The organism is Streptomyces sp. GC420 (genome assembly GCF_009916105.1).
GTDB lineage: Bacteria > Actinomycetota > Actinomycetes > Streptomycetales > Streptomycetaceae > Streptomyces.
This window is the reverse complement of sequence record NZ_JAAAXQ010000015.1, coordinates 1-25,347: the sequence shown is the minus strand read 5'-3', so window position 1 is coordinate 25,347 and position 25,347 is coordinate 1. Positions and strand designations below refer to the sequence as shown.

The 25,347-nt window shown below is 72.5% G+C and carries 26 protein-coding genes and 2 pseudogenes; 12 read left to right on the top strand and 16 right to left on the bottom strand.

Going from position 1 to position 25,347, the window contains the following annotated elements:
* Positions 1 to 93: 93 nt before the first annotated feature.
* From GUY61_RS03515 to GUY61_RS03500, 4 genes are all read left to right on the top strand, one after another.
* Positions 94 to 753 (top strand): endonuclease, encoded by a 660-nt coding sequence (locus tag GUY61_RS03515; RefSeq protein WP_166628547.1) that lies wholly within the window; start codon positions 94 to 96, stop codon positions 751 to 753.
* 186 nt (positions 754 to 939) lie between these two features.
* Positions 940 to 1,116, top strand: a complete 177-nt coding sequence (locus tag GUY61_RS03510; protein ID WP_166628546.1) for a hypothetical protein — start codon at positions 940 to 942, stop codon at positions 1,114 to 1,116.
* 271 nt (positions 1,117 to 1,387) lie between these two features.
* Positions 1,388 to 1,747, top strand: a complete 360-nt coding sequence (locus tag GUY61_RS03505) for an SCO4225 family membrane protein (protein WP_166628545.1) — start codon at positions 1,388 to 1,390, stop codon at positions 1,745 to 1,747.
* A 101-nt stretch (positions 1,748 to 1,848) separates the two neighbouring features.
* Positions 1,849 to 2,592, top strand: a complete 744-nt coding sequence (locus tag GUY61_RS03500; RefSeq protein WP_166628544.1) for a maleylpyruvate isomerase family mycothiol-dependent enzyme — start codon at positions 1,849 to 1,851, stop codon at positions 2,590 to 2,592.
* 285 nt (positions 2,593 to 2,877) lie between these two features.
* On the opposite strand, the gene GUY61_RS03495 is transcribed toward GUY61_RS03500, so the two are convergent.
* Positions 2,878 to 3,270 (bottom strand): MarR family winged helix-turn-helix transcriptional regulator, encoded by a 393-nt coding sequence (locus tag GUY61_RS03495; protein ID WP_166628543.1) that lies wholly within the window; start codon positions 3,268 to 3,270, stop codon positions 2,878 to 2,880.
* A 196-nt stretch (positions 3,271 to 3,466) separates the two neighbouring features.
* Between GUY61_RS03495 and GUY61_RS03490 the strand changes: the two are divergent.
* Both GUY61_RS03490 and GUY61_RS03485 read left to right on the top strand, forming a co-directional pair.
* Positions 3,467 to 3,853: pseudogene (locus tag GUY61_RS03490) on the top strand (MFS transporter); the annotation flags it as partial.
* Positions 3,854 to 3,926: 73 nt separating this feature from the next.
* Complete coding sequence (locus GUY61_RS03485; RefSeq protein WP_166628542.1) at positions 3,927 to 4,223, top strand: DUF6332 family protein; 297 nt, start codon at positions 3,927 to 3,929, stop codon at positions 4,221 to 4,223.
* Here GUY61_RS03485 and GUY61_RS03480 read toward each other — a convergent pair.
* Positions 4,184 to 4,844: pseudogene (locus tag GUY61_RS03480) on the bottom strand (response regulator). The gene GUY61_RS03485 and the pseudogene GUY61_RS03480 sit on opposite strands and share 40 nt — an antisense overlap.
* A gap of 28 nt (positions 4,845 to 4,872) precedes the next feature.
* A complete protein-coding gene (locus GUY61_RS03475; protein ID WP_166628541.1) occupies positions 4,873 to 6,120 on the bottom strand; it encodes a geranylgeranyl reductase family protein in 1,248 nt (415 codons plus the stop codon).
* 162 nt (positions 6,121 to 6,282) lie between these two features.
* Here GUY61_RS03475 and GUY61_RS03470 point away from each other — a divergent pair, with 162 nt between their 5' ends.
* Positions 6,283 to 7,668: a dipeptidase gene (locus GUY61_RS03470; RefSeq protein ID WP_166628540.1), complete on the top strand. Its 1,386-nt coding sequence runs from the start codon at positions 6,283 to 6,285 to the stop codon at positions 7,666 to 7,668.
* A gap of 321 nt (positions 7,669 to 7,989) precedes the next feature.
* Here GUY61_RS03470 and GUY61_RS03465 read toward each other — a convergent pair whose 3' ends face one another.
* The 3 genes from GUY61_RS03465 to GUY61_RS03455 form a co-directional block, all read right to left on the bottom strand.
* A complete protein-coding gene (locus GUY61_RS03465; RefSeq protein WP_166628539.1) occupies positions 7,990 to 9,027 on the bottom strand; it encodes an NUDIX hydrolase in 1,038 nt (345 codons plus the stop codon).
* 76 nt (positions 9,028 to 9,103) lie between these two features.
* On the bottom strand, positions 9,104 to 9,298 hold the full coding sequence (locus GUY61_RS39680) for a DUF4236 domain-containing protein (protein ID WP_166628538.1): 195 nt from the start codon (positions 9,296 to 9,298) through the stop codon (positions 9,104 to 9,106).
* A gap of 259 nt (positions 9,299 to 9,557) precedes the next feature.
* A complete protein-coding gene (locus GUY61_RS03455) occupies positions 9,558 to 10,514 on the bottom strand; it encodes an ROK family protein (RefSeq protein ID WP_166628537.1) in 957 nt (318 codons plus the stop codon).
* A 214-nt stretch (positions 10,515 to 10,728) separates the two neighbouring features.
* Between GUY61_RS03455 and GUY61_RS03450 the strand changes: the two genes are divergently transcribed.
* Positions 10,729 to 11,712 carry a LacI family DNA-binding transcriptional regulator gene (locus GUY61_RS03450; protein WP_243766151.1) on the top strand — a complete coding sequence of 328 codons (984 nt, stop codon included), beginning with the start codon at positions 10,729 to 10,731 and terminating at the stop codon, positions 11,710 to 11,712.
* Between the two features lie 57 nt (positions 11,713 to 11,769).
* Here the strand turns inward: GUY61_RS03450 and GUY61_RS03445 are convergent, their stop codons facing one another.
* From GUY61_RS03445 to GUY61_RS03425, 5 genes are all read right to left on the bottom strand, one after another.
* Positions 11,770 to 13,089 carry a DUF6986 family protein gene (locus GUY61_RS03445; RefSeq protein ID WP_166628558.1) on the bottom strand — a complete coding sequence of 440 codons (1,320 nt, stop codon included), beginning with the start codon at positions 13,087 to 13,089 and terminating at the stop codon, positions 11,770 to 11,772.
* A gap of 157 nt (positions 13,090 to 13,246) precedes the next feature.
* Positions 13,247 to 14,209 (bottom strand): electron transfer flavoprotein subunit alpha/FixB family protein, encoded by a 963-nt coding sequence (locus tag GUY61_RS03440; protein ID WP_166628535.1) that lies wholly within the window; start codon positions 14,207 to 14,209, stop codon positions 13,247 to 13,249.
* Between the two features lie 123 nt (positions 14,210 to 14,332).
* Positions 14,333 to 15,118, bottom strand: coding sequence for an electron transfer flavoprotein subunit beta/FixA family protein (locus GUY61_RS03435; protein WP_166628534.1), 786 nt, complete (start codon positions 15,116 to 15,118; stop codon positions 14,333 to 14,335).
* A gap of 199 nt (positions 15,119 to 15,317) precedes the next feature.
* Complete coding sequence (locus GUY61_RS39675; protein ID WP_313896489.1) at positions 15,318 to 15,827, bottom strand: flavin reductase family protein; 510 nt, start codon at positions 15,825 to 15,827, stop codon at positions 15,318 to 15,320.
* A gap of 749 nt (positions 15,828 to 16,576) precedes the next feature.
* A complete protein-coding gene (locus GUY61_RS03425) occupies positions 16,577 to 17,002 on the bottom strand; it encodes a TlpA family protein disulfide reductase (RefSeq protein WP_398954079.1) in 426 nt (141 codons plus the stop codon).
* Between the two features lie 359 nt (positions 17,003 to 17,361).
* Between GUY61_RS03425 and GUY61_RS03420 the strand changes: the two genes are divergently transcribed.
* Complete coding sequence (locus tag GUY61_RS03420) at positions 17,362 to 18,084, top strand: 1-acyl-sn-glycerol-3-phosphate acyltransferase (protein WP_166628531.1); 723 nt, start codon at positions 17,362 to 17,364, stop codon at positions 18,082 to 18,084.
* Between the two features lie 109 nt (positions 18,085 to 18,193).
* Here GUY61_RS03420 and GUY61_RS03415 read toward each other — a convergent pair whose 3' ends face one another.
* The 4 genes from GUY61_RS03415 to GUY61_RS03400 all read right to left on the bottom strand — a co-directional run bounded on the left by GUY61_RS03415 (position 18,194) and on the right by GUY61_RS03400 (position 22,141).
* Entirely contained in the window at positions 18,194 to 18,793 is a 600-nt protein-coding gene (locus GUY61_RS03415) for a transglutaminase family protein (protein WP_166628530.1), read from the bottom strand.
* A gap of 83 nt (positions 18,794 to 18,876) precedes the next feature.
* Positions 18,877 to 19,962: a low specificity L-threonine aldolase gene (locus tag GUY61_RS03410; RefSeq protein ID WP_166628529.1), complete on the bottom strand. Its 1,086-nt coding sequence runs from the start codon at positions 19,960 to 19,962 to the stop codon at positions 18,877 to 18,879.
* On the bottom strand, positions 19,959 to 20,714 hold the full coding sequence (locus tag GUY61_RS03405) for an SDR family NAD(P)-dependent oxidoreductase (RefSeq protein ID WP_166628528.1): 756 nt from the start codon (positions 20,712 to 20,714) through the stop codon (positions 19,959 to 19,961). Before GUY61_RS03405 ends, GUY61_RS03410 begins: the two co-directional genes overlap by 4 nt.
* Positions 20,715 to 20,746: 32 nt before the next feature.
* A complete protein-coding gene (locus GUY61_RS03400; RefSeq protein WP_166628527.1) occupies positions 20,747 to 22,141 on the bottom strand; it encodes a DUF6421 family protein in 1,395 nt (464 codons plus the stop codon).
* A gap of 349 nt (positions 22,142 to 22,490) precedes the next feature.
* Between GUY61_RS03400 and GUY61_RS03395 the strand changes: the two genes are divergently transcribed.
* Entirely contained in the window at positions 22,491 to 23,174 is a 684-nt protein-coding gene (locus GUY61_RS03395) for a glycerophosphodiester phosphodiesterase family protein (RefSeq protein WP_166628526.1), read from the top strand.
* Between the two features lie 195 nt (positions 23,175 to 23,369).
* Here the strand turns inward: GUY61_RS03395 and GUY61_RS03390 are convergent, their stop codons facing one another.
* Positions 23,370 to 23,921 (bottom strand): GNAT family N-acetyltransferase, encoded by a 552-nt coding sequence (locus GUY61_RS03390; RefSeq protein WP_166628525.1) that lies wholly within the window; start codon positions 23,919 to 23,921, stop codon positions 23,370 to 23,372.
* Between the two features lie 130 nt (positions 23,922 to 24,051).
* Here GUY61_RS03390 and GUY61_RS03385 point away from each other — a divergent pair, with 130 nt between their 5' ends.
* Together GUY61_RS03385 and GUY61_RS03380 are read left to right on the top strand one after the other, a co-directional pair.
* Positions 24,052 to 24,444, top strand: coding sequence for a VOC family protein (locus GUY61_RS03385; protein ID WP_166628524.1), 393 nt, complete (start codon positions 24,052 to 24,054; stop codon positions 24,442 to 24,444).
* Between the two features lie 429 nt (positions 24,445 to 24,873).
* Positions 24,874 to 25,347, top strand: a 474-nt coding sequence (locus tag GUY61_RS03380) for a DUF5134 domain-containing protein (RefSeq protein ID WP_166628523.1), incomplete at its 3' end; no start/stop codon positions are given.

Genomic DNA, 25,347 nt, shown 5'->3' with positions numbered 1-25,347 from the left:
ACCGGGGGGCACCGCAAGAACACGTGCGCTCTCCTGGGCACACGGCGGTGCAACGCGGCAGGACGCACCGAGCCGGAACCAGGACGCGCGGCCATGTCACGGGAACGGAATCAGGCACAGGAGGACCGGGCCGGCGAGAAGGCGCGGCACACGGTCCGGGAACTGCTGGACGCCAAGGGGCGTACGTACGCCGACGACGCGGGCATCAAGCTGCGCGACACTCCCCAGCCGCTCTGTCAACTGCTCGTCCTGGCCTGTCTGTCCAGCACACGGATCCGCGCCTCGGTGGCGGCGGCCTCGGCCCGCGCCCTGTTCGACGCGGGCCTGCGTTCCCCGCGCCGTATGGCGGACGCCTCGTGGCAGCAGCGCGTGGACGCCCTCGGCGAGGGCGGCTACCGGCGTTACGACGAGAGCACGGCCACCCGGCTCGGCGCGGGCGCCGAACTGGTCCTGGAAGAGTTCGGCGGCGATCTGCGCAGACTGCGCTCGGCGGCGGACGGCGACCGGGACGGCATGCGCGCCCTGCTGCGCAAGGTACCGGGCATCGGGCCGACCGGCGCGGACATCTTCCTCCGCGAGGCGCAGGGGGTCTGGCCCGAGGTGGCGCCCTTCTTCGACGGCAAGGCGCTCCAGGGAGCCGAGCGCCTCGGCCTTCCCCGGGATCCGGACCGGCTCGCCGCCCTGACGAACAAGGACGAATCACACCTTCTCGCCGCCGCGCTGGTCCGCACGGCTCTGGAGCGGCGGCGCTGAGCCCGCAACGGCGAACCTCACCGGAACCGCCCCGGCCCGTCGAGTGTCATTAACCCCATAGAGGGATTCCGGCCATCGGCGGCTGCGACATGGCATTATCTCGACGTCATCACCGGGTGGCGTGGTAGAGAACCAGAGCCTCCGTGGCTGCCCGGTGCGGTCGGAGAAGGTGTGCGGAGGTGCCAATTGGCGGGCGATGTGGTGCTGAAACGGTTCCCGGCGGGCGGGCCCCGCGGATCATGGCCGGCCGAGGAGTTCGCGGCGGCCCAGCGCGTCGCGGGCGTGCCGGCCGAGGTCGTGATGGAACTCGAGACGGACGCCTTTCTCGTCGTCGTACGCCAGCGGAGCGCCTCCGAGGACTGAGAGCCGGACCGGGGGACTCGGGAGTACCGGGCGGGCGCGGCGGCAGGACCGCCGCCCCCGCCCTTTCGCGGCCCCGGGTCGCGGCGAGCCCGGTACTCCGCCCTCGGCGGACGCGCCTTCGGCCGCGTGGTCCACACCCCGCCGTCGTGTCCGGGTCGCCGCGCCGGGCGCGGTCGCCCAGGCCGGTACCCATCGGGACTGAGTAGCCGTACTCAGGCACGCGCCCCCGGTCGGGCCCACCATGGGAGGACACGACCGACCGCATGGGGGTATGACGGTGAACACGCGACGACTGCACGGCCTGGCACGGCTGACCTTCGGAAATCCCGCCTCGATGGTGTACCTGGGACTGGTGGCGGCGGCCACACTGTTCCTCGTGTTCGACACGCTTTTCGTCGATCACGCGGACGCCTCGTTCGCCGGGGTCTACCTGCTCGCGCTGGCCTCGCCGACGCTGTTCCTCTTCTTCGGCGCCGAGCAGCTGCTCTGGGGCGGCGCGGAGGCCCCGCACTGGCTCCTGTACGTCGCGGTCGCCGTGTCCGTACTCGTCCAGTCGCTGCTGATCGGATCGGTGCTGAGGTACCTGCGCGGCCCGGCGGGTGCGGTCCGCCACCACCCTCAGGGCGCCTGACCTCGGGCGCCACCCGAGGGATCTCCGGGGGACTTCGGGATTTTCGGGAACCTCCGGGGGGGCGTCCGGGCCGTCCGGACCGTTCGGGCACAATCTCCGGCATGGAGACCGCCGAGTACGTCGAAGTCCTGGAGTGCGAGGGACGGTTGCTGGCCACCGCGGCGGAGCGGGCCGGCCCGGGGGCCGAGGTGCCCACCTGCCCCGGCTGGCGGGTGAGGGACCTGCTGCGGCACACCGGGATGGTGCACCGCTGGGCGACGACCTTCGTGGCGGAGGGGCACCGGAAGTACCAGCCGGACGGCGGCGAGCCGGACCTGGACGGCGCGGAGCTGCTGGACTGGTTCCGCGAAGGGCACGGGCTGCTGGTGACGGCCCTGCGCGAGGCGCCGGCGGATCTGGAGTGCTGGACGTTCCTGCCGGCCCCCACCCCCCTGGGCTTCTGGGCACGGCGGCAGGCGCACGAGACGACGGTGCACCGCGTGGACGCCGAGGCGGCGCTTGGTGGCGCGGTGTCACCGGTCGGGACCTCTTTCGCGCTCGACGGGATCGACGAGCTGCTGCAATCCTTCCACGCCCGGGACAGGAGCCGGGTACGCACCGAGGAACCCAGGGTGTTCCGGGTACGGGTCGACGACGCGGACGCGGTGTGGTCGACGCGGCTGTCGGGCACCGCACCGACGACCGTCAGGACCGCTCAGGGTCCCGCCGACTGCGAACTCAGCGGCCCGGCGGAGCGGGTCTATCTCGCGCTGTGGAACCGGGCCGACGACTCGGGGCTGAAGGTCACGGGTGACGGCTCACTGCTGGAACTGTGGCGGGAGAAGTCCGCGATCACCTGGAACTGACCGGCACACGGGGCGCCGGAGCCGGCCTCGGCGTTACCCCCGCGTCCCGGTGCAGGCCCGTCCCGGCGGGACGGCTCCGTTCCCCGTGCGGCCGGCCTGGGGCGGGCCCCGTGGGCGCCTTGCCGCCCGCGCGGCGCGGGCGCGGTGGCCCGAGCGGACCTCGGCCCTCGACAGGGTGCCGCCCTGCAGCCGATCCCGGTCCGCCCGTGCCCCGCACTCCGTGCGCCGCCGCACACCGGCGCGCGTCCGCCAGGGCCGGCCGGCCCTGGCGGCCGCGCTTCCTGTTCAGTCGGCGAGCATCCGGGTCAGCACCGCCCGCTGGAGGGGCTTGACCTCGGTATGCCTGGCCCTGCCCTCGTCCGTGAGGGCGACACGCACTCCGCGCCGGTCCTCGCTGCACATGCCGCGGTGCACCAGGCCCTCCTTCTCCAGCCGGCCGATCAGCCTGGACAGGGCGCTCTGGCTGAGATGCACGCGGGCGGCGATCTCCTGCACGCGGAAGGAGCAGCTCCCGTCCTCGGAGGTGCCCTCGGCGAGTACGTCAAGGACCTCGAAGTCGCTGGCGCCCAGTCCGTGCTGGTGCAGCTCGCGGTCCAGCTCGCAGATCGTCCGGGCGTGGACGGCGAGGATGTCCCGCCACTCCTCCACGAGCACCCGCTCGGTCTTCTTCGCGGCCATGGACGAACGGTAGCAGAAAAACGGCGTTTGTTGCATCGGAATTAAATGCACTTGCACCCAATGCATGTGCATGCACTCTGCTGCGCATGACCTCTGCCCCGCTCAGCACGACCGCGTCCAGGGACCACTGGAGCCCCCGGCTCTGGGGCGCCCTGCTGGTGCTGTGCGCCGCGATGTTCCTGGATGCCCTCGATTCGGCGCGGCCTGCGCGCTGGTCTTCCCCTCGCTCAACATCCAGGCCACCACCGGGGTGGAGGACCACGGGCAGGGCATGGTCTCCGGTCTGCTCAACACCTCGGTCCAGGTCGGCGGCGCCCTCTTCCTCGCGGTGGTCACCGCGGTGATCAGCGCGGGCGGCGAGGGTGCCGGCTCTGCGCGGGAGGTCCTCGACAGCTACCGCCCAGGCCTCGCGGTGGTGACCGCCATCGCCCTCGCGGGGCTGCTGATCGCCCTCCCCGGGCTGCGCCGGAGCCGTGCGCGGCGGTCCGTGCTCGTCGCCTCGTCCCCGCCTGCGCGGCGGGAGGGCGCGAGGACCGGCGGCGCGGCCGGGGAAGAGGAGGAACTGCTGACCGTGCGCGACTGAGCGCGCCACCGCCCGAGGAGGCGCGGCCGGCGGGTCCTTGCCCGTCGGCCGCCCGGCTGTGAGACTTCCGGGCATGGGGACGGGAACGGGGCCGAGGACACAGGCGGAGCGGGACGCGCTCACCATCGAGATCGGGTACGCGGTGCTCAGCGCCGCGTTCCTCGGAGCCGTCGTCTTCGGCGTGATCGCCGGGCCCGTCCTGGTCTGGCATCTTCCGCGGGCCGTGGAGGAGACTCTGCCCACCGCGGGTCTCGGTGTCGCGGTCCCGCTTGCGGTGATCCGTATGGTGCACGTCCTGTGGCGCTTCGCCCGGCCCGGCGCACCGGGCGCTCAGCCGAGCCGGCCGGGACGTACCAACCCCGACTCGTAGGCGAGGACGACCGGTTGGGCGCGGTCGCGGGCGCCCAGATTCACCATCGCACGGCTGACATGGGTCTTGGCGGTGAGCGGGCTGACCACCAGCCTGCGCGATCTCCTCGTTGGACAGACCGATGCCGACGAGGGCCATCGCCTCCCTCTCCCGTTCGGTCAGCCCGCCGAGCGCGTCCGCGGCCGCCGGTTCCTTGGACCGGGCGGCGGACTCGGCGATCAGACGGCGTGTCACCCCCGGCGGGAGCAGCACGTCGCCGGAGGTCACCGCCCGCACGGCCCGCACGAGTCCGGCCGGCTCGGTGTCCTTGACGAGGAAGCCGGAGGCTCCGGAGCGGATGGCCTCGAAGACGTACTCGTCGAGTTCGAAGGTGGTGAGCACGACGACCTTCACCCCGCTCAGCGCCGGGTCGCCGGTGATGCCCCGGGTGGCGGCGAGTCCGTCGAGGCGCGGCATCCGGATGTGCATCAGCACGACGTCCGGGCGCAGTTCGCGCGCCCGGGCCAGAGCCTCCTCGCCGTCCGCGGCATCCCCGGCCACCTCCGGGACGTCCCCCGTGCGGGGCGATCGCTCCTGCTCCCCGCGGAGTACGCCCCCGGTGCGGCGATCGTGCGTGCACACCGGGGTGGCGGGGCCCCGCCGCGAGGTGTCAGCGGTCCAGCAGCGTCAGGGCACGCCGGGCGGCAGGGTGCGTGCGCACTATCTCCGCAAGGGAGGTGGAGCCCCGGGTGATGTCGGCGAACGCGTTCCAGGCGGGCCGGAATCCCGTCAGCAACGCGTGCAGTATTCCAGGACGGCGTTCGAAGATCGCCAGCATCCGGCGTCCGACACCCATCTCCACGCCCAGCCCCGCCTTGATCGCGAAGGCGTAGTTCAGCGCCTGCCTGCGCGCGTCCACCGCGTCGTGCGCCTCGGCGATACGCACGGCCCACTCCCCGGCGAGCCGCCCGGACCGCAGGGCGAAGGAGATGCCCTCCCTGGTCCACGGTTCCAGCAGTCCGGCCGCGTCCCCGCAGACCAGCACGCGGCCCCGGGAGAGGGGCGAGTCGTCGGCACGGCACCGGGTCAGATGCCCTGAGGAGACGCTCGGTTCGAAGCCGGCGAGCCCGAGGCGGGCGATGAAGTCGTCGAGGTACCGCTTGGTGGCGGCGCCCTCCCCGCGCGTCGAGATGACGCCGACGGTCAGGGTGTCGCCCTTGGGGAACACCCAGCCGTAACTGCCGGGCATCGGCCCCCAGTCGATGAGCACCCGTCCGGCCCAGTCCTCGGCGACGGTCTCCGGGACCGGGATCTCCGCCTCGAGTCCCAGGTCCACCTGGTCGGTCTTCACGCCCACATGGGCTCCTATACGGCTGGCGCTGCCGTCCGCGCCGACCACGGCGCGGGCCAGGACGGTCTCCTCGCCGCGTTCCGAGGCCGGGCCGCCCGTGATGGAGAGCACCACGGCCACCGTGCGCCGGTCGGGCACCGAGGGACCGTGCTGCTCGACCCGGGAGACGGTCACCCCCGTGCGCAGCTCGGCGCCCGCCTTCTGCGCCTCCTCGACCAGAGCCTGGTCGAACTCGGGCCGGTTGACCAGACCGAAGAGCATGTTCTTGGAGCGGCGGGTGCGGGTGAGCCTGCCGTTCAGGGAGAAGGTCACCGCGTGCACCCGGTCCCGCAGGGGGAGCTCGAAGCCCGGTGGCAGCGCGTCGCGGGAGGGGCCGATGATGCCGCCGCCGCACGTCTTGTAGCGGGGCAGTTCGGCCTTCTCCAGGAGCAGCACGCGCCGCCCGGCGACGGCGGCCGCGTAGGCGGCGGACGCCCCCGCGGGACCGGCGCCGACGACCACGACGTCCCAGATCTGCTGCCCGGATTCGCCCGCGCTCCCGGCGTGTTCGGAGTTCTCGCTGCTCACGTGTGCTTCTGCTCCCCATCGGCCCGTGCCTGCCGCTATCGGAGGCATCCTACGGCGCGCAGCCGATCTTGCCTGCTGTGGGAGGATCGGCAGCGATCCGCCGTGCCCACAGGCTACGCGCGTACACGTACCCCCAACGTCGCACCCACGAGGAGCGTGCCCATGCCGCCGGCCCCGTTCGCCGCGCCCACCGCCGAAGCCGTCGCCGAGACCGTCGCGTCACTGCTGCCCCGCGCGAGGGCCGAGCTCGCCGAGCTGGTGGCCTTCCGGTCCGTCGCCGATCCCGCGCAGTTCCCCAGGAGCGAGTGCGAGGCGGCCGCGAACTGGGTGGCGGCCGCGCTGCGCGCCGAGGGCTTCCAGGACGTGGCGCTGCTGGACACCCCGGACGGCACCCAGTCGGTGTACGGCTTCCTGCCGGGTCCCGAGGGCGCGCCGACGGTGCTGCTCTACGCGCACTACGACGTGCAGCCGCCGCTCGACGTGGACGCCTGGGTCTCGCCGCCGTTCGAGCTGACCGAGCGGGACGGCCGCTGGTACGGGCGGGGCGCCGCCGACTGCAAGGGCGGCTTCATCATGCATCTGACCGCACTGCGCGCCCTGAAGGCGAACGGCGGCGTCCCGGTCGGCGTCAAGGTGATCGCCGAGGGCTCGGAGGAGCAGGGCACGGGCGGCCTGGAGCGGTACGCCGAGGCGCACCCGGAGCTGCTGGAGGCCGACACCGTCGTCATCGGCGACACCGGCAACTTCCGGGTGGGGCTGCCGACCGTCACCGCCTCGCTGCGCGGGATGACGATGCTGCGTGTCACGGTCGACACCCTGGAGGGCAATCTGCACTCCGGGCAGTTCGGCGGCGCGGCCCCCGACGCGCTGGCCGCGCTGATCCGCCTGCTCGACTCGCTGCGCGCACAGGACGGTTCGACGACGGTCGACGGACTGGCGGCGGACGGTGTGTGGGAGGGTCTGGAGTACCCGGAGGAGGACTTCCGCAAGGACGCCAGGGTGCTCGACGGCGTGGAGCTGATCGGCAGCGGTTCGGTCGCCGACCGGATCTGGGCCCGCCCCGCCGTGACCGTGATCGGCATCGACTGCCCGCCGGTCGTCGGCGCCACCCCTTCGGTGCAGGCCCGCGCCCGGGCGCAGATCAGCCTGCGGGTGCCGCCGGGCACGGACGCCGGTGAGGCGACCAAGCTGCTGACCGCGCATCTCCACGCGCACGCCCCGTGGGGAGCCCGGGTGTCCGTGGAACAGGTCGGCCAGGGCCAGCCGTTCCTCGCCGACGTCGGCAGCCCGGCGTACGCGTCGATGGCGCGGGCCATGCGGGTGGCGTACCCCGGTGAGGAGATGCAGTCGGCCGGGATGGGCGGCTCGATCCCGCTGTGCAACACGCTGGCGGCGCTGTACCCGCGGGCGGAGATCCTGCTGATCGGGCTGAGCGAGCCGGAGGCCCAGATCCACGCGGTGAACGAGAGTGTGTCGCCCCAGGAGCTGGAGCGGCTCTCGCTGGCGGAGGCTCTGTTCCTGGTCGACTACGCGGCCTCCAGGGCCTGATCCCGTAACGCCCTGAACCGGTGAGGCCCTGAACCGGCCGCACCCGAGCCGGCCGCGCCCGCCCGCTCCCTGTGGACGGCCCGCTGCCCGGGCGGGGCAGGCACGGACGGGGGCGCGGCGCGGCCGTCCGTGCGGGCCGCCGGTGTTCCCGTTCGTGCTTCGCGCTCGGCGAAGTTCACCGCCGGCGAAGACCGCGCCGCGGCCGCGGCCTCGCTGCGACGGCTGGCGGAACTGGCCCCGGCCACGGCCTGCTTCGGCCATTTCGGGCCGCTGACCGGTGACGCGGCCGGGGCGCTCGATGCGGCGGCCGGCGCGGAGGACTCAGCCGACGGGGACGCCGGCCTCCAGGTTGAGCACGGTGCCCCGCTCGCGGGCGCGCAGGGCCCAGCGGAGCCGTTCGAAACGGGTGGGCGGCAGCAGTCTCTCCGCCTCCTCCTCGGTGACGAACCGCCAGCCGCGCAGCTCGGATCCGGGCAGCAGGATCTGCCCGGCCCCGGCGCTGTCCAGCCTGCCGCCGTCGAAGAGCAGGCGCAGTCCGCCGTATCCGGGCGGTGCGGGCGGTTCCCAGTCGACGACGAGGAGGCTGGGCACCCTCTCGAGGGTGATGCCGATCTCCTCGGCGACCTCGCGCATGCCGGCGCGGGCGGGGGCCTCGCCGGCTTCGACGACTCCGCCGGGGAACTCCCAGCCCGGCTTGTAGGTGGGGTCGACGAGGAGCACGCGGTCCTGCTCGTCGAAGAGGAGCACACCGGCCGCGAGGGTCTCGGCGGTCGGCTCCGGCGTCTGCACGATCTCGCAGGCCGCGGCGGCACCGCTGCCGATCGCCTCGGCGATCAGCCGTGCGGTCTCGCGGGGTCCGCTCGCGCTGTTGTCGACCACGTAGGCGTCCGCGGTGATCCAGTCCCTGGCCGCCCGGTACGGGTCGATGTGCTCGTAGGCCCACCGGCGGACGCTCTCGCTGCGCTCGGGGTCGCATCCGAACTCCTCGCGGTTTGATATTCGTTCACGAAGTATCGTTTCGTCAGGCGCGAGAAGCACATGCCGCACCGGGATACGGCGGGCGGCCAGTCCACCGAAGATCTCGTCCCTGTACTCCTGTCTGAGCAGGGTCATGGGCACGACCAGCACTCCGCCGACCTCGGCCAGCAGCGCGGCGGCGGTGTCGACGACGAGCCGCCGCCAGATCGGCAGGTCCTGGAAGTCACCGATCTCGGCGAGCCGCTTCTGCGGAAGCAGGAGATCCAGCCCTGCGCCGATCACCTCCGGATCGTAGAGCGTGCTGTTCGGGATCAGGTCGAGCAGTTCACGCGCCGCGCTGGTCTTTCCCGCACTGAAAGCACCGTTGATCCAGACGATCACGGGTCCCCCTATTCCGTAGCCCACAGTGGCTTGCCCGCAACACCCTGCCACGGAAACCCGGGGAAGGGGGTTTGGCCTACCGGCGGCCCCTGCTCGTGCTGCGGTAGCCGAAAGGCCCCGGGAGGTCGTAGGAGGTGGTGCGGCGGCCGGTGCTGCTGACCGTGTGGCGCGGGCCGCCGCGGCCGCCGAAGGTGAACGACACGGACTTGCGGTTGATGTTGAGCCGCACTCCCGGGAAGATCCGGAAGCTCTTGCGGAAGGTGACCGGCACGTCTGCTCCTTCGGTTGCTCGGGGCCGTCCCCGGAAAACGAAATCCCGGCGTGCACAGACCTGTTCCCCGGGATGACGGTTTCTCACCCGGGCCGGTTTCCCGTCCTCCGGCCGCAGCGGGGCTGGACCCGCCGGCGAAGTGCCCCCGCGGGAAGGGCGATTCCGCCACCGCGGGGCGAGGACCGGCCTCCCCGCACACCGGCGTGCGGCCGGGCGGGTCACGGCGCGCCGGGCGGAAAACCGCGGGAGCGCCGGGACTTCAGCCCAGCACCGCCGCCGTCTGGCCCGAACTGCCCAGCGACGCCGCGGCCGCTGCGCCCACGAGGCCCGCGTCGGTGCCCATGAGCGCGGGAACGGCCTTCAGGCCCCGTTCGAACGACAGCGTCGCGTAGTCGCGCAGCGCCCGGCGCAGCGGCAGGAAGAGGACGTCGCCCGCCTTCGCCACTCCCCCCCCGATCACGGCGATCTGGATCTCCACCAGGCTCGCCGTGGCGGCGATGCCCGCCGCCAGGGCCTGCGCGGCGCGTTCGAAGGAGGCGACGGCGACGGGGTGTCCGGCGCGAGCCGACGCGGCGACCGCGGCGGCGGACACATCACCGTCGGGGCCGGGCCGCCAGCCGCCGTCCAGGGCGCGGCGGGCGATGTTGGGGCCGCTGGCGATCCGCTCGACGCAACCGCGTGACCCGCACGGGCAGGGATCACCGTCGAGGTCGACGCTGATGTGTCCGATGTGACCGGCGTTGCCGGTGGGACCGGGGTGCACCCGGCCTCCGAGCACCAGCCCGCCGCCGACACCCGTGGAGACCACCATGCACAGGGCGTTGCGGTACCCGCGGGCGGCGCCCTGCCAGTGTTCGGCGGCGGTGATCGCGACCCCGTCGCCGATCAGTTCGACCGGAAGCCCGCAGGTGACCGCACGGACCCGCTCCACCAGCGGAAAGCCGCGCCAGCCCGGGACGTTGACCGGGCTGACCGTGCCGGCCGAGGCGTCCACGGGGCCCGCGCTGCCGATCCCGACGGCGGTGACGTGCGGCCACAGGGCCGAGGCCGTCAGCTCTGCCAGGACCGCCTCGACCGCCCGCATCACCGTCTCGCCGTCCTCCCTCGCCGGGGTGGGCCGCTGCGCCCGTACGAGGATCCGGCCGTCCCCGTCGACCAGGGCTCCGGCGATCTTGGTGCCGCCGATGTCGAGCGCGGCGACGAGGTCGGTGTGCATCTGTGTGGGATCTCCTGGTGAGAAGGGGGCCGAGGGGGGCGGCCCGGTCAGTCTCCCGGACTTCTGACAACGTTGTCCAGGCTCTATGCTCGATGCCACATCATCCATTGTCCTCGTGCGGCCTTACTGTGGGGGCCCCGATCGTCGACGGACAGGAAGAACCGTGGCCGAAACCCTCCGCCGCCCCGAGCACCGCTACGGCAACAGGCCGACGATGAAGGATGTGGCAGCCCGGGCCGGAGTAGGGCTCAAGACGGTTTCGCGCGTGGTCAACAGCGAGCCCGGGGTGACGCCGGACACCGAGCGCCGCGTCCAGGAGGCGATCGAGGCACTGGGCTTCCGGCGGAACGACAGCGCCCGGGTGCTGCGCAAGGGACGTACGGCGAGCATCGGACTGGTCCTGGAGGACCTGGCCGACCCCTTCTACGGACCGCTCAGCAGGGCCGTCGAGGAGGTGGCACGCGACCACGGCGCACTGCTGATCAACGGCTCGAGCGCCGAGGACCCGGAGCGCGAGGAGGAACTCGTCCTCGCGCTGTGCGCGCGCCGCGTCGACGGTCTCGTCATCGTGCCGGCCAGTCAGGACCACCGTTATCTGGAGCCGGAGCTGGCCGCCGGCGTCGCCACGGTCTTCGTGGACCGCCCCGCGGGCCGCATAGAGGCCGACGCCGTGCTGTCCGACAGCTTCGGCGGCGCGCGCGACGGCGTGGCACACCTCATCGCCCATGGGCACCGCCGGATCGGCTTCATCGGCGACCAGCCCCGCATCCACACCGCCGCGGAGCGGCTGCGCGGCTACCGCGCCGCGATGGCGGCCGCCGGGCTCGCGGTCGACGAGTCGTGGGTCTCGCTGGGCACCACGGACGCCGGCCGGGTGGAGGCGGCGGCGACGGCGATGCTGGACGCTCCTGAGCCGGTCACCGCGATCTTCGCGGGCAACAACCGGGTGACGGTCACGGTCGTACGGGTCCTTGCCCGCCGCAGCCGGCAGGTGGCCCTCGTCGGTTTCGACGACCTCGAACTCGCCGACCTGCTGCAGCCGGGCCTGACGGTCATAGCCCAGGACGCCGCCGCCCTGGGCAGGACCGCCGCCGAGTTCCTGTTCCGCCGGCTGGAGGGCGGTCCTGAGGCCCCGCAGCGGGTCGTCCTGCCCACCACCCTCATTCCGCGCGGCTCGGGCGAACTCCCGCCGGTCTGACCCTCCCCCGGGCCCGGGGAAGGCCACCCAGGCCCACGCCCGTACGCGTACCCGTGCCTAGGCCTGCTTCTGCGCCCGGGGCGCGGACGCGGCGGCCGGGCCGGGGTGCCGGGGCGCGGTGAACGCTTCGAGGTCGTCACGGGACAGACCGGTGAGTCCGGTGACCTCGGACTCGTCGACCGCGCCGCAGTCGAGTCCGCGCAGCAGATAGCCGCTGAGCGCCCGTGCGGTGGCGGGCTCGTCCATCACGTCGCCGCCCCTCCTGGCCGCGTACGCGCCGAGGCGCGCGGCGGCGGGTCCGAGGCCCTCGCGGTAGAAGGCGTACACGGCCGCGTAGCGGGTCGGCAGATGGCCGGGGTGCATGTCCCAGCCCTGGTAGTAGGCACGGGCCAGGGAGCGGCGTACGAGGCGGTGGTGGAGCCGCCAGGCGTCGTGGACCCGCGCGGCCGGGCCGACGGGCAGCACGTTGGTGGAGCCGTCGGACAGGCGCACCCCGGTACCGGCCGCGGCGACCTGCATGACGGCCTTGGCGTGGTCCGCGGCCGGATGGTCCGGGGACTGGTGGGCGGCGCTGACGCCGACGCAGGCGCTGTAGTCGAAGGTGCCGTAGTGCAGTCCGGTGGCGCGGCCCCCGGCGGCCTGGATCATGCGGGCGACGGTGGCCGTGCCGTCGGCGGCGAGAATGGCCTGGCTGGTCTCGATCTGGAACTCGAATCCGAGCCGGCCCGGCTCCAGGCCGTGGACGTTTTCGAACGCCTCGCACAGCGAGGCCATCGCGGACACCTGCTCGGCGTAGGTCACCTTGGGCAGCGTCAGCACGAGCCCCGCGGGCAGGCCGCCGGCCCGCATCAGACCGGTCAGGAAGATGTCCAGGGTGCGGATGCCCCGGTCGCGCACGGCGGCTTCCATGCACTTCATCCGGATGCCCGTGTACGGGGCGGCGGTTCCGGCCTCGTACGCGGCGGCCACCAGACGGGCGGCGCGGGCGGCCGCCTCGTCCTCCTCGGCGTCCGGGCGCGGGCCGTAGCCGTCCTCGAAGTCGACGCGCAGGTCCTCCACGGGTTCGCCGCGGAGTTTGGCCCGGACGCGCTCGTACACCGGGACGGCCAGTTCGCCGGGCAGTCCGAGTACGGCGGCGAAGGAAGCGGCGTCGGGTGCGTGCTCGTCGAGCAGGGCGAGGGCCTGATCGCCCCAGGAGCGGACGGTGCCGGCGGTGTAGAGGTCGGCGGGCACGTAGACCGTGTGGACGGGCTGACGGGTGCCGGGGTCCCCGGGGTAGAGGCGGGCGAGCTCCTCGTCGACGGGCGCGAGCGCGGCGCCGACCGCCTCGCTCACCGCGCCGGGCAGACTCGTCGACACCTTGTCCTGCTGCCCCATGCCGGTACCCACGCCCTCTCCGGATTCCGCCCACCGGAAATCAACAATCCGTTGAATGACGCTAACCGCAGGCTCCGACCTGCGTCAATGGCCGCCGGGAACAGCTGGGGGCCGCACGGTGTGGTGCGGCCCCTGGCTGGTGTGGTGGTGCGGGGTGTCAGCCCTTGCGGGTGTTGATGTCCTCGGTGAGCTGGGGGACGACGTCGAAGAGGTCGCCGACGACGCCGTAGTCGACGAGGTCGAAGATCGGTGCCTCGGGGTCCTTGTTGATCGCGACGATGGTCTTGGAGGTCTGCATGCCGGCGCGGTGCTGGATGGCGCCGGAGATGCCCGCGGCGATGTACAGCTGCGGGGAGACGGACTTGCCGGTCTGGCCGACCTGGTTGGAGTGCGGGTACCAGCCGGCGTCCACGGCGGCGCGGGAGGCGCCCACGGCCGCGCCGAGGGAGTCGGCCAGCGCCTCGATCAGCGGGAAGTTCTCCGCGCCGCCCACACCGCGGCCGCCGGAGACGACGATGGCGGCCTCGGTCAGCTCCGGACGCCCGGTGGACTCGCGCGCCGTGCGCGCCACGATCTTCGTGCCGGTGGCCAGGGCGGAGAAGGTCACGGCGAGTTCGGCCACCTCGCCGGCGGCCCGGGCCGGCTCGACCGGCGCCGAGTTCGGCTTGACGGTGATCACCGGGATCCCCCTGACCACGCGGGAGGCGGTGGTGAACGAGGCCGCGAAGACGGCCTGCGTGGCCACCGGGCCCTCCTCGCCGGCCTGCAGGTCGACCGCGTCGGTGATCACACCGGAGCCGATACGCAGCGCCAGACGGGCGGCGATCTCCTTGCCCTCGGCGGAGGTGGGCACCAGCACGGCGGTGGGGGACACCTGCGCGACGGCGGCCTGCAGGGCGTCGACCTTGGGCACGACGAGGTAGTCGGCGAACTCGGGCGCGTCGGCGACCAGCACCCGGGTGGCGCCGTGCGCGCCCAGGACCTCGGCGGTCGCGGCGGCACCCGCGCCCAGCGCGAGCGCGACCGGCTCGCCCAGACGGCGCGCCAGCGTCAGCAGTTCCAGGGTGGGCTTGCGGACGGCACCGTCCACGTGGTCGACGTAGACGAGGACTTCAGCCATGGGATCTTCTTCTCCAGCGGTACGAAGCATCAGGGACAACAGCGGGACGGACGGACACGACAGGCGGCGGCAGGCCCCCACCCGGGGAAGGACCACCGGACGGAAAGGCCACCCGGGGCGGGGTCAGACGAACTTGCGGCCCGCGAGGAACTCGGCCAGCTGCCGGCCGCCCTCGCCCTCGTCCTTGACGACCGTGCCGGCCGTGCGCGGCGGACGCGCGGTGGCGGACTCCACCTTCGTCCACGCCCCGTCCAGACCGACCTCGTCCGCCTCGATCTCCAGGTCCTCCAGGTCCCAGGAGGTCACCGGCTTCTTCTTGGCGGCCATGATGCCCTTGAACGACGGGTAACGGGCCTCACCCGACTGGTCGGTCACCGACACCACCGCCGGCAGCGCCGCCTCCACCTGCTCCGACGCCGCGTCCCCGTCCCGGCGCCCGCGCACCGTGCCGTCCTCGACCGACACCTGCGACAGCAGCGTCACCTGCGGCACACCCAGCCGCTCCGCCACCAGCGCCGGCACCACACCCATCGTGCCGTCCGTCGACGCCATGCCCGAGACCACCAGATCGAACCCGGCCTTCTCGATCGCCTTCGCCAGCACCAGCGACGTCCCGATCGCGTCCGTACCGTGCAGATCGTCGTCCTCGACATGGATCGCCTTGTCCGCGCCCATCGACAACGCCTTGCGCAACGCGTCCTTGGCGTCCTCCGGACCCACCGTCAGCACGGTGACCTCCGCCCCGTCCGCCGCCTCCGCGATCTGCAGCGCCTGCTCGACCGCATACTCGTCGAGCTCCGAGAGCAGACCGTCCACGTCATCACGGTCGACAGTCAGGTCATCAGCGAAATGCCGGTCGCCCGTGGCGTCGGGCACGTACTTCACAGTGACAACGATCCTCAAGCTCACGCCGGCTCTCCTACTGCATCGTCTCTTCTGGGCTGCCTTGTTGCAGGCAGCATAGGCGCCACAAAGGGCAAATCCCGGTCGGGGCGGCCCACGCTCCGAACAAAATGTTACTCGCCAGTACAGCCAATATGCACCCGCGAGGCAAGTCCGGCGAACTGTGAGCTGAGCAACGCTCCGTAATCGCCGGGACCCGGAACTCTCAGTCGCGCAGCGCGTTGAAACGTCCCTGGTGGTAGAGGAGCGGCCGTCCGGCGGACGTGTGGCCCCCGGTCTCCACCTGGGCCAGCACGAGGCGGTGGTCCCCGGCGGGGACACGGGCCACGATGCGGCACACCAGCCAGGCGTTGACGCCGTCCAGCAGCGGGACCTCCCTTGGGCCGTTGCGCCAGGACGTGGCCGGGCCGAAGCGGTCGGCGCCCCGCCGGGCGAAGGTCTCGGCCAGTTCCCGCTGCTGCTCGGCGAGGATGTGGACACCGACGTGATCGGCCTCCGCGATCACCGGCCAGCTGGACGAGCCGGCGCCTATGCCGAAGGAGATGAGCGGGGGTTCGGCGGCGACCGAGGTGAGCGAGGTGGCGGTGAACCCGACGGGGATCGCGCCCCTGGCCGTGATCACGGCGACCCCGGCGGCGTGCTGCCGGAAGACCGCGCGGAGGAGATCGGGCGAGGCGGGGGCGGGCGAGTCGGCTCCCGCGCTCCGGGCACCGATCCCCCTCGTCACGAGTTCCGTCGTGTCGAACGCGGCGGTGGCCGCGCGGCCGGGCGGGTTGACCGCGTGGGCGTCGAGGTCGGCGGTGGCGAAATCCGGCGTGGCCGTCACTGGGTTGTCCTTCGTACGGGGAGACGAGCGGTCTTGGTCGGGCGTCACCGAGCCGGACAGCGCGCGCTCGCGTTGCGGGCGAGATCCACGGAGATCCGCCGGTGGAGAAGGAGTGAGGGCCGCATCCAGCCAGGGTCTCGATGTGTGGACCATGCAGTCAAGTGGCTCCCGGGAGATGGGAGGAGCGTCACGCACCGTCGCCGTTGACGAACGGTGCGGCGCGGCGCCCGGTCCTGCGGAGCGCGTCGCCGCGCTCCCGGGAACTGCCGCCCGGCGCCGGGACGCTGCGGTGGTCCACCGTCCGGACGCTCCGGCGCTCCGGGTCTTCTCCGGTCCGGAAGGGCCGGCGGGGACGCCGGTCCTTTCCGGACTCCGACGGTCTGTTGTTCCGTCCCGGACGGCGGAGTCCCGGAGCTAGTGCCGCGTCAGCCGAGGTTCGCCCCGTCGCGACGCCCTGCACGGCACTCCCCCGCAGCCCTCCGGGCGCGGGAGGTACCCCCACGCTGCGTTGGCCGAAAGCCCGAGCAGGCCCACTACGAGGGCTTCCGGCCGCCTCGCGATGCTCCCCCGCCTCCGGCGGGAGGTGCCCCCGGCACCGGACGCCGCTCCTCAGCGGGCAAACCCCGACCGACGCGGCACTAGGCGTCTCGCGCCTCCTCGTCCCGGACCGCGGCGCCGAGTGCCGCGATGACGTCCGCCTTCCGGGGCTGTCCGGTCGCGCGCCTGACGATCCGGCCCCCGGCGTCCACGACGAGCACCGTGGGCGTCCTCACGATGCCCAGTTCACGGACGAGTTCGAGATGCCGCTCGGCGTCGATCTCCACATGGGCGACCCCCTCGACCATGCCGGCCACCTCGGCGAGGGTCCGTCTGGTCGCCCGGCAGGGCTGGCAGAAGGCGCTGGAGAACTGCACCAGCGTGGCCCGCTCACCCAGCTCCGCACCCAATAGCTCCGCACCCAATAGCTCCGTACCCAGTGGCTCCGTACCCAGCGGCTCTGTACCCAGTGGCACCGCACCCGGTTGCGAGGCTCCGGGCCGCAACCCCCCGTCCTGACCGCGCACTCCCGCTCCCCTGTTCCGTCCGCCGGTGCGGCGGAAGACCCGGCCGCCGCCCCGGGCCCCCGGCCGCCGCCACTGCCCGCACAGCCCGTCGTCGGCACCAGCGCCTGCCGGACCGCCGGAATTCCCGGGGCCACGACCGGTCTCCGAATGACGCCGATTCGGCGGAGCGTCGGGGGCCGGGGAACGGGGAAGGAGGATTCCCAGCGTGACGTGACGAAGCTCTCCGCGTCGAGCGGGCACGCAGACTGGCCCCCCGACCATTCTTCAGGCACGATCTGCCCAAGCCAAAAACCTACGGCTGCGTAACTTCCGCCGGGAGAACCCTCCCTCAGGACAGGACAGAAAAGAAGGGTCCCCGCATGGCCGAGCTCGTCTATCCGCCCGTGGTCGGTGCCGCCCACACCCTCTTCAAGGCACTGGATCTGCGGATCGACATGAAGGGCACCGAGCACATCCCGCCCAAGGGCGGTGCGGTCCTGGTGAGCAACCACATCGGCTATCTGGACTTCATCTTCGCGGGGCTCACGGCCCGTCCGTCCAAGCGCCTGGTGCGCTTCATGGCCAAGGAGTCGGTGTTCCGGCACAAGGTCTCCGGACCGCTGATGCGCGCGATGAAGCACATCCCGGTGGACCGCAGGCAGGGCGAGGCCGCCTTCGACCACGCGCTGGACGCGCTGCGCTCCGGCGAGATCGTCGGCGTGTTCCCCGAGGCGACGATCTCCCAGTCCTTCACCCTGAAGACCTTCAAGTCGGGTGCGGCGCGCATGGCCCTGGACTCGGGCGTTCCGCTGATCCCGATGGCGCTGTGGGGCACCCAGCGGCTCTGGACCAAGGGCCGGCCTCGCAATCTGGGTCGCAACCACATCCCGGTCACCATGCGAGTGGGCGAGCCGCTGACCCCGGAGCCCGGCGAGACGGCCGTGTCGCTGACCGAGCGACTGCGCAACCGGGTGCAGGAGTTGCTGGAGGCCGCGCAGCGCGCCTATCCGGTGCGTCCGAAGAACGCGGACGACACCTGGTGGATCCCCGCTCATCTCGGGGGCACCGCTCCGACTCCCGCGCAGCTGCGCGAAGCCGGCTGACCCTCCCAGGGCCACCGCGCAACCGCCGGGCGGCGCATGCACCCCGGCGCCCGGGCGGTGCCGTGGCCCGGCGCCGCGCGGCCGGCCGCGGCACGCCGTCAGACCGTGCTCACAGGGCGGTGGGGAGCGTTTTCCACAGCGCCGGCCCGTCGGGGGCGGACCGCAGCGCCGCCAGAACGACCGGATGCGGTGCGGCGTGGACCGTTGCACCGTCCACCTCACCGAGCTCCGGCCGGACGGTCCAGGCCAGCCGCTCCTCGTCCAGCGAGAACCGCGCGTCGACTCCCGGCTTGTTGCCGCGCGGGTCCTGACGGGCCCACATGCCGTGCTCCGGCAGCCTGAGCGCGACAAGGCCGTGCACGACGTGGCCTCCGCCCTTGTCATCGGCGAGCAGTTGATAGCACAGCCCCGCGGGGATGGACCGGGCACGCAGCAGGGCGGCCAGCGCGTGGGTCTTCGCGTAGCAGATGCCGGTGCCCTGCTCCAGCACGTCGGAGGCGCGCCAGGTGACCCGGTGATCTCCCGCGTCGTGGGAGTGCGTGACGGTGTCGCGTACGAATTCGAAGGCGGCCCTTGCGTATGAGTATGCGTCCGGGGCTTGGGCGCGCAGCCGGGCGGCCGTCTCCAGCACCAGCGGGTGCCGGTGATCGATGGCGTCGTCCGCGGCAAGGTAGGCCGCCAGCCGCGGCACTTCCTGAATGAGCTCCATGCCGTCACGGTAGACGGGCGGACCACCGGACATCAATTGATTTCCGGTGGCCCGTATCTTTATGCATGACCGGCCAGGTCAGGTCACCTGGCCATTTCCTCCTTGAGTGCCATGACGAAGCCGTCCACGTCGTCATCGGTGGTGTCGAAGGAGCACATCCAGCGCACGTCGCCGGCCGTCTCGTTCCAGAAGTAGAAGCGGTAGCGCTTCTGCAGCCGTCGGCTGACCTCCTGCGGCAGCCTCGCGAAGACGGCATTGGCCTGGACGGGATGGAGGATCTCCACGCCGTCCACCGCCCGGACACCCTCGGCCAGGCGCTGCGCCATGGCGTTGGAGTGCCGGGCGTTGCGCAGCCACAGGTCCTTCGCGAGCAGCGCCTCCAGCTGCACCGAGATGAAACGCATCTTGGAGGCGAGCTGCATGGACAGCTTGCGCAGATGCCGCATGGCGCGCACCGAGTCGGGGTCGAGGACGATCACGGCCTCGCCGAAGAGCATGCCGTTCTTCGTTCCCCCGTACGACAGGACGTCCACGCCCACCGTGTTGGTGAAGGTCCGCATCGGCACGTCGAGGGACGCCGCGGCGTTGGCTATCCGGGCGCCGTCGAGGTGCACCTTCATGCCGAGGCCGTGCGCGTGCTCGCAGATGGCCCGGATCTCTCCGGGCGTGTAGACCGTGCCGAGCTCGGTGTTCTGGGTGATGGACACGACCTGCGGCATGGCGCGGTGTTCGTCGTCCCAGCCGTACGCCTGCCGGTCGATCAGCTCGGGGGTGAGCTTGCCGTCCGGGGTGGGGACGGTGAGCAGCTTGAGACCGCCGACACGCTCCGGCGCGCCGCCCTCGTCGACGTTGATGTGCGCGCTCTCCGCACAGATCACCGCGCCCCACCGGTCGGTCATGGCCTGGAGCGCGACCACGTTGGCGCCGGTGCCGTTGAAGACCGGGTAGGCCTGGGCGAGCGGGCCGAAGTGACTGCGCATCACCCGCTGCAGATGCTCGGTGTAGTCGTCGTCGCCGTAGGAGACCTGGTGGCCGCCGTTGGCCAGGGCCAGCGCGGCGAGCACCTCGGGATGGGCTCCCGCGTAGTTGTCGCTGGCGAAGCCGCGCACCTCCGGATCGTGATGGCGCCGGGCGTCGGTCCGGCTCCGGTGGTTGTTGTCCGGCCTCACGGCTGGGGGGTGAGCCACTGGCGAATCCCGTTCACTTCACTGGCGGGCTTGTCCCAGACGCCGGCGATGGCCTCGGCAAGGTCCTTCACGTCGGTGAAGCCCGCGAACTTCGCGTTCGGGCGCTCGGCACGCATCGCGTCGTGCACCAGCGCCTTGACGATCAGTATCGTCGCCGCGGCTCGCGATCCGTCCCCGCCCCCGGCCTTTCCGAAGGCGTCGGCGAGTGCCAGGGTCCAGGCCTCGGCCGCGGCCTTGGCCGCGCCGTAGGCCGCGTTGCCCGCCGTGGGCTTCGTGGCGCCTGCGGCGCTGACCAGGACGAACCGGCCGCGGGCGCTGCGTTCGAGGCCGGCCTGGAAGGCGAGGGAGGTGTGCTGCACGGTGCGGATCAGCAGCTTCTCCAGCAGCGTCCAGTCGTCCAGGTCGGTCTCGGCGAAGGTGGCGCTGCCGCGCCAGCCGCCGACGAGGTGCACCAGACCGTCGACGTGCCCGTACTCCTTCTCGATGCGGTCCGCCCAGTCCCGGGTGGCGCCGAGGTCGAGCAGGTCGACCGTGTCACCGATGACGGTGGCGCCGCCGTGCGCGTACCGCGCGGCGTCCACGGCCTCGGCGAGGCGCGCGGCGTCCGCGTCGGCCGCGAAGACGGTGGCGCCCGCCTCGGCGAGCCGCAGCAGCGCGGCCCGCCCCGCGGGCCCGGCGGCACCGGCGACCGCCACCACCGCCCCGTCGAGACCCCAGTTGTTCCCCTCGGCCATGGCCGTTCCCCTCTCCGGACCGCGGCCGGCGCTCACGCTGCCGCCCGCTCGGCACTCTCCGCCGTGATGCCCCTGGTGGATGCGATCACATTCTTCAGCTTCTTGGAGAGTGCCTCATAGAACATGCTGAGCGGAAATTCGTCCGGAAGCACGTCGTCCACCAGTTTCCGGGGCGGCTGCATGACGTCGAGGCCCTCGGGGCCCTTGGCCCAGCGGGAGCCGGGGTGCGGCGCGAGGTAGCGGGAGACCAGTTCGTACCCGGCGAACCAGTGCACCAGCTTGGGCCGGTCGATGCCGTCCCGGTAGAGCGTCTCGATCTCGGCGCAGAGCTGGTTGGTGATCTGCGGCGCCCGCTCCCAGTCGATCTTCAGCGTGTTGTCCGTCCAGCGCACCACGTCGTGCTTGTGGAGGTAGGCGAAGAGGAGCTGGCCGCCGAGGCCGTCGTAGTTGCGGACCCGGTCACCGGTCACGGGGAAGCGGAACATCCGGTCGAAGAGCACGGCGAACTGCACGTCACGCCCCTGCGGGACGCCGTCGGCCTCCAGCTTCACGGCCTCCTTGAAGGCGGTGAGGTCACAGCGCAGTTCCTCGAGGCCGTACATCCAGAACGGCTGGCGCTGCTTGATCATGAACGGGTCGAAGGGCAGGTCGCCGTGGCTGTGGGCGCGGTCGTGGATCATGTCCCACAGGACGAAGGCCTGCTGGCAGCGCTCCTGGTCGCCGACCATCTCCCGGATGTCGTCGGGGAGCTCCAGGCCGAGGACACCGACGGCCGCGTCGGTCACCTTGCGGAAGCGGGCCGCCTCGCGGTCGCAGAAGATGCCGCCCCAGGTGAAGCGCTCCGGGGCCTCGCGCACGGCCACGGTCTCGGGGAAGAGGACCGCCGAGTTGGTGTCGTAGCCGGAGGTGAAGTCCTCGAAGGTGATGCCGCAGAAGAGCGGGTTGTCGTAGCGGGTGCGCTCGAGCTCGGCGAGCCACTCGGGCCACACCATGCGCAGCACGACCGCCTCGAGGTTGCGGTCCGGGTTGCCGTTCTGGGTGTACATGGGGAAGACGACCAGGTGCTGCAGGCCGTCGGCCCGCTGGGCGGCCGGCTGGAAGACGAGCAGGGAGTCGAGGAAGTCGGGCACCGCGAAACCACCCTCGGCCCAGCGCCGCAGGTCCTCGACGAGCGCCTTGTGGTAGTCCGCGTTGTGCGGCAGCAGCGGGGCGAGCTCCTCGACGGCGGATATCACACGGTCGACGAGCCGCTCGGCGGTGGCACGGTCCGGCGCGCCCTCGGCGGCGAAGTCGATCGAGCCGTCCTTCGACTGCCAGGGGCGGATCTCCTCCACGGCATCCTTGAGCACCGTCCAGGCGGGGTGCTCGACCACCTTCTGGGCGGGCGGCGCCACATCCGCACCGGTCTGCACAAGAATTTCCGTCATCACTCTTCCTCCACAGGAGAACCTCGCGTGGGGACACCGTATCCATGCGAGGTTCTTCGACTCAAGTGGGGATGCCGGAAAATGTTCTGCCCATCGACACGTTTACCGCTGTTTTTCCTGTCGATCTCGCGGGCCGTCAAGGCAGGCGTGACGCGCCCACGCACGGGTGAGGAGTCGCCCGCGCACGCGTGAGCCGTGGCGGCGGCCGGTGAGGACCGGACAACCGGGACGCGGCTGTGCCGGACGCGGCCCGGGATGGGTCACATCGGGCGGCCCGGCGATTAGGCTGCGGTCTGCCGCGCGGCCGGACGACCGCGCGCGAGCCGCCGTCGACGGAAGCGAGACAGCCTTGACTTTCCTCACCATCGGTCATCGCGGGGTCATGGGCGTGGAGCCGGAGAACACCCTGCGCTCCTTCGTGCGCGCGGAGCACGAGGGTCTGGACGTCATCGAACTCGATCTGCATCTGAGCAAGGACGGCGCTCTCGTCGTGATGCACGACGCCACGGTGGACCGCACGACGGACGGGCGCGGCGCGATCAACGACTTCACCCTGGCCGAACTGCGGGAGCTGGACGCAGGGCAGGGCGAGCGGATCCCCGTCTTCGAGGAGGTCCTCGAAGCGGTGAAGTCGCCGCTGCAGGCCGAGATCAAGGACGTGGCGGCCGCACGCGCCCTGGCCGGGGTCATGAACTCCCGCGGCCTCGCCGAGCGGGTGGACGTCCTGTCCTTCCACGACGAGGCCATCGCCGAGATCTCCCGGCTGGTGCCGGGCGTGCGCACCATGCTCGTTGCCAGCCGCTATGGCATCGATGTCGTGGACCGCGCGCTGGCCGTCGACGCGGTCGCGCTGGTGCTCAACATCCGCCGCCTCACCCTGGAGATCGTGGAGCGCGCGCACGCGGCCGGTCTGCGGGTCTTCGGCTGGGTGGTCAATACGCAGGACGATCTGCGGCTGGCGCGCGCCCTCCAGCTGGACGGCGCGACGACCGACAACCCCGAGATCAAGCGGACGGGCCGCTTCACGGCCTAGGACCAAGGGGCCGTCCGCTTCCACCGCCGGGGACGCCGAGCCGCGCTCACGGCCGGGGACGCCGGGTGCCCCCGCCTCGCGGAGCGACACGGGGGCGCTCCGCCGCGGCGTGTGCTGCGGCCCGGGGACTCCCCGGCGGGCCCGGGCCCCGGCCCTGCGACGGGTGCCGCCGAAATCCCGGTCAGGCCGGGCCGGTCAGTCCAGCGGCTTGGCCAGCAGCTCGAACTCCAGGTCGTCCCGCTGCGGGATGCCGAACCGCTCGTCCCCGTACGGGAACGGGGACCTCTTCCCCGTACGCCGGTAGCCGCGCCGCTCGTACCACGCGATCAGGTCCTCCCGCACGGAGATCACCGTCATCTGCATCTCCCGCGCTCCCCACTCCTCACGCACGATCCGCTCGGCCTCGGCGATGATCACCTTGCCGAGGCCGGCGCCCTGCAGGCCGGGCCGGACGGCGAACATGCCGAAGTAGGCGTGCTCCCCCCGGTGCTCCAGCTGGCAGCAGGCCACGGCCTCGCCGTCCCGCTCCACCACGAGCAGCCTGCTGCCGGGCGCCCTGATGACGTCGAGCACCCCCTCCGGGTCGGTTCGCTGCCCCTGGAGGATGTCCGCCTCGGTCGTCCACCCGGCGCGGCTGGAGTCGCCGCGGTACGCCGACTCGACGAGCTCGACCAGTGTCGCCGCGTCGGTCTCGGCGGCCTCCCGGAAGACGAGTTCCCCGGTGGCCGGTCGCTGGGTGGTGTCCATGCGGCGCTCTCCTTGTGCACTTCGCGCACCGCGGTGCGGCGATGGTTCACTTCTTCACGTCTCCGCGGCCGGAAATCCCCGCGCGAGTCCCACGAGACTAACCCCGGCGCGCGGGCCTATGGTCCGGGGCATGGTGCATGTGCTGAGCAGCAGGATCCTGCTGCGTCCGACGGACCCGGAGCGTTCCCGCGCCTTCTACCTCGAGGCCCTGGGCCTCGAGGTGTACCGGGAGTTCGGGACGGGACCCACGCGGGGCACGGTCTTCTTCCTCGGCGGCGGCTTCCTCGAGGTGTCCGGGCACTCGGACGCGCCGCCGGCGCCCGGCCTGCAGCTGTGGCTGCAGGTCGCCGACGCCGAGGCGGCGCACCGCGAGCTGTCGTCGCGCGGGGTGGAGGTGCTCCGGCCGCCCAGGCGGGAGCCCTGGGGCCTGATCGAGATGTGGATCGCGGATCCGGACGGCGTCAGGATCGCGGTGGTCGAGGTTCCGCCGGATCACCCCCTGCGCCACCGCCCCGGCCTCTGACCGCGCGGCTCCGCGCTGCCCGCCGCGGCGCCCCGGCACGACCGGCGGGGCGCCGCGGGCGCGGTCGGGGGCGACTCGGCCGCGGGCCCTTCGACGCGGAGCCGTTCAGCCTCGAACGGCTGACCGCCCTGCCGGGCCGCCGCTCGCACTCGACGGTGCGCGCTCCGGCGCCTTCGTGCCGCGCGCGGTCCGCGGACGCGGCGACGCGCCGCCGGTACGAACGATCCGGCCGCCTCCCACCCGAAGGGAACGCCGTCCGGCTCCGGCCCTCGTGGCCGGGACGGGCCTCGCGCGCCGCGGCCGGATCCGCCCCGGCGCCGGGGTGCGCACCACCCGTGTGCTCCCCGTGTACTCCCTTGCGCTCGCATACGCCTCCCGCCGGCCCGGGCATCACCCCGACGACATCGTCGTCGAGCGGGGAGGTGCCCGGTGCACGGACCGGCGATGGCCGGCTGGCTGCTCGTGGGGGTGTGCGCGGCGACGGGCTCCTACTGCCTGCTGCGGATGCGCGCCGGTGATCGCGGACAGCGCGCCCAGGCCCGCGGCGAGGCGTTGATGGGCTTCGCGATGGCGGCGATGGCGGTTCCCACGGCCGTGCTGTCGCCGCCGCCCTGGGCCTGGATCCCGTACGCGGTGGTGTTCGGCGCCACCGCGGTGCGTGAGGCGTGGCTCGTCCGTGGCGGCGGCCACCATCTCCACCACCTCGTGGGTTCGCTGGCCATGGTCTACATGGCGGTGGCCATGGCCGCGGGAGCGCCGGGGGCGCACTCGGGACACGGCGGCTCGGGGGTGCCGCTGATGACGGGTGCCCTGCTCGCGTACTACGCCGTCTTCGTGCTGCGGAGCGGATCACAGCTGCTGCCCGCGGGCACCGCTGCCGCGACCGTGCGTTCCGGCCCGGGC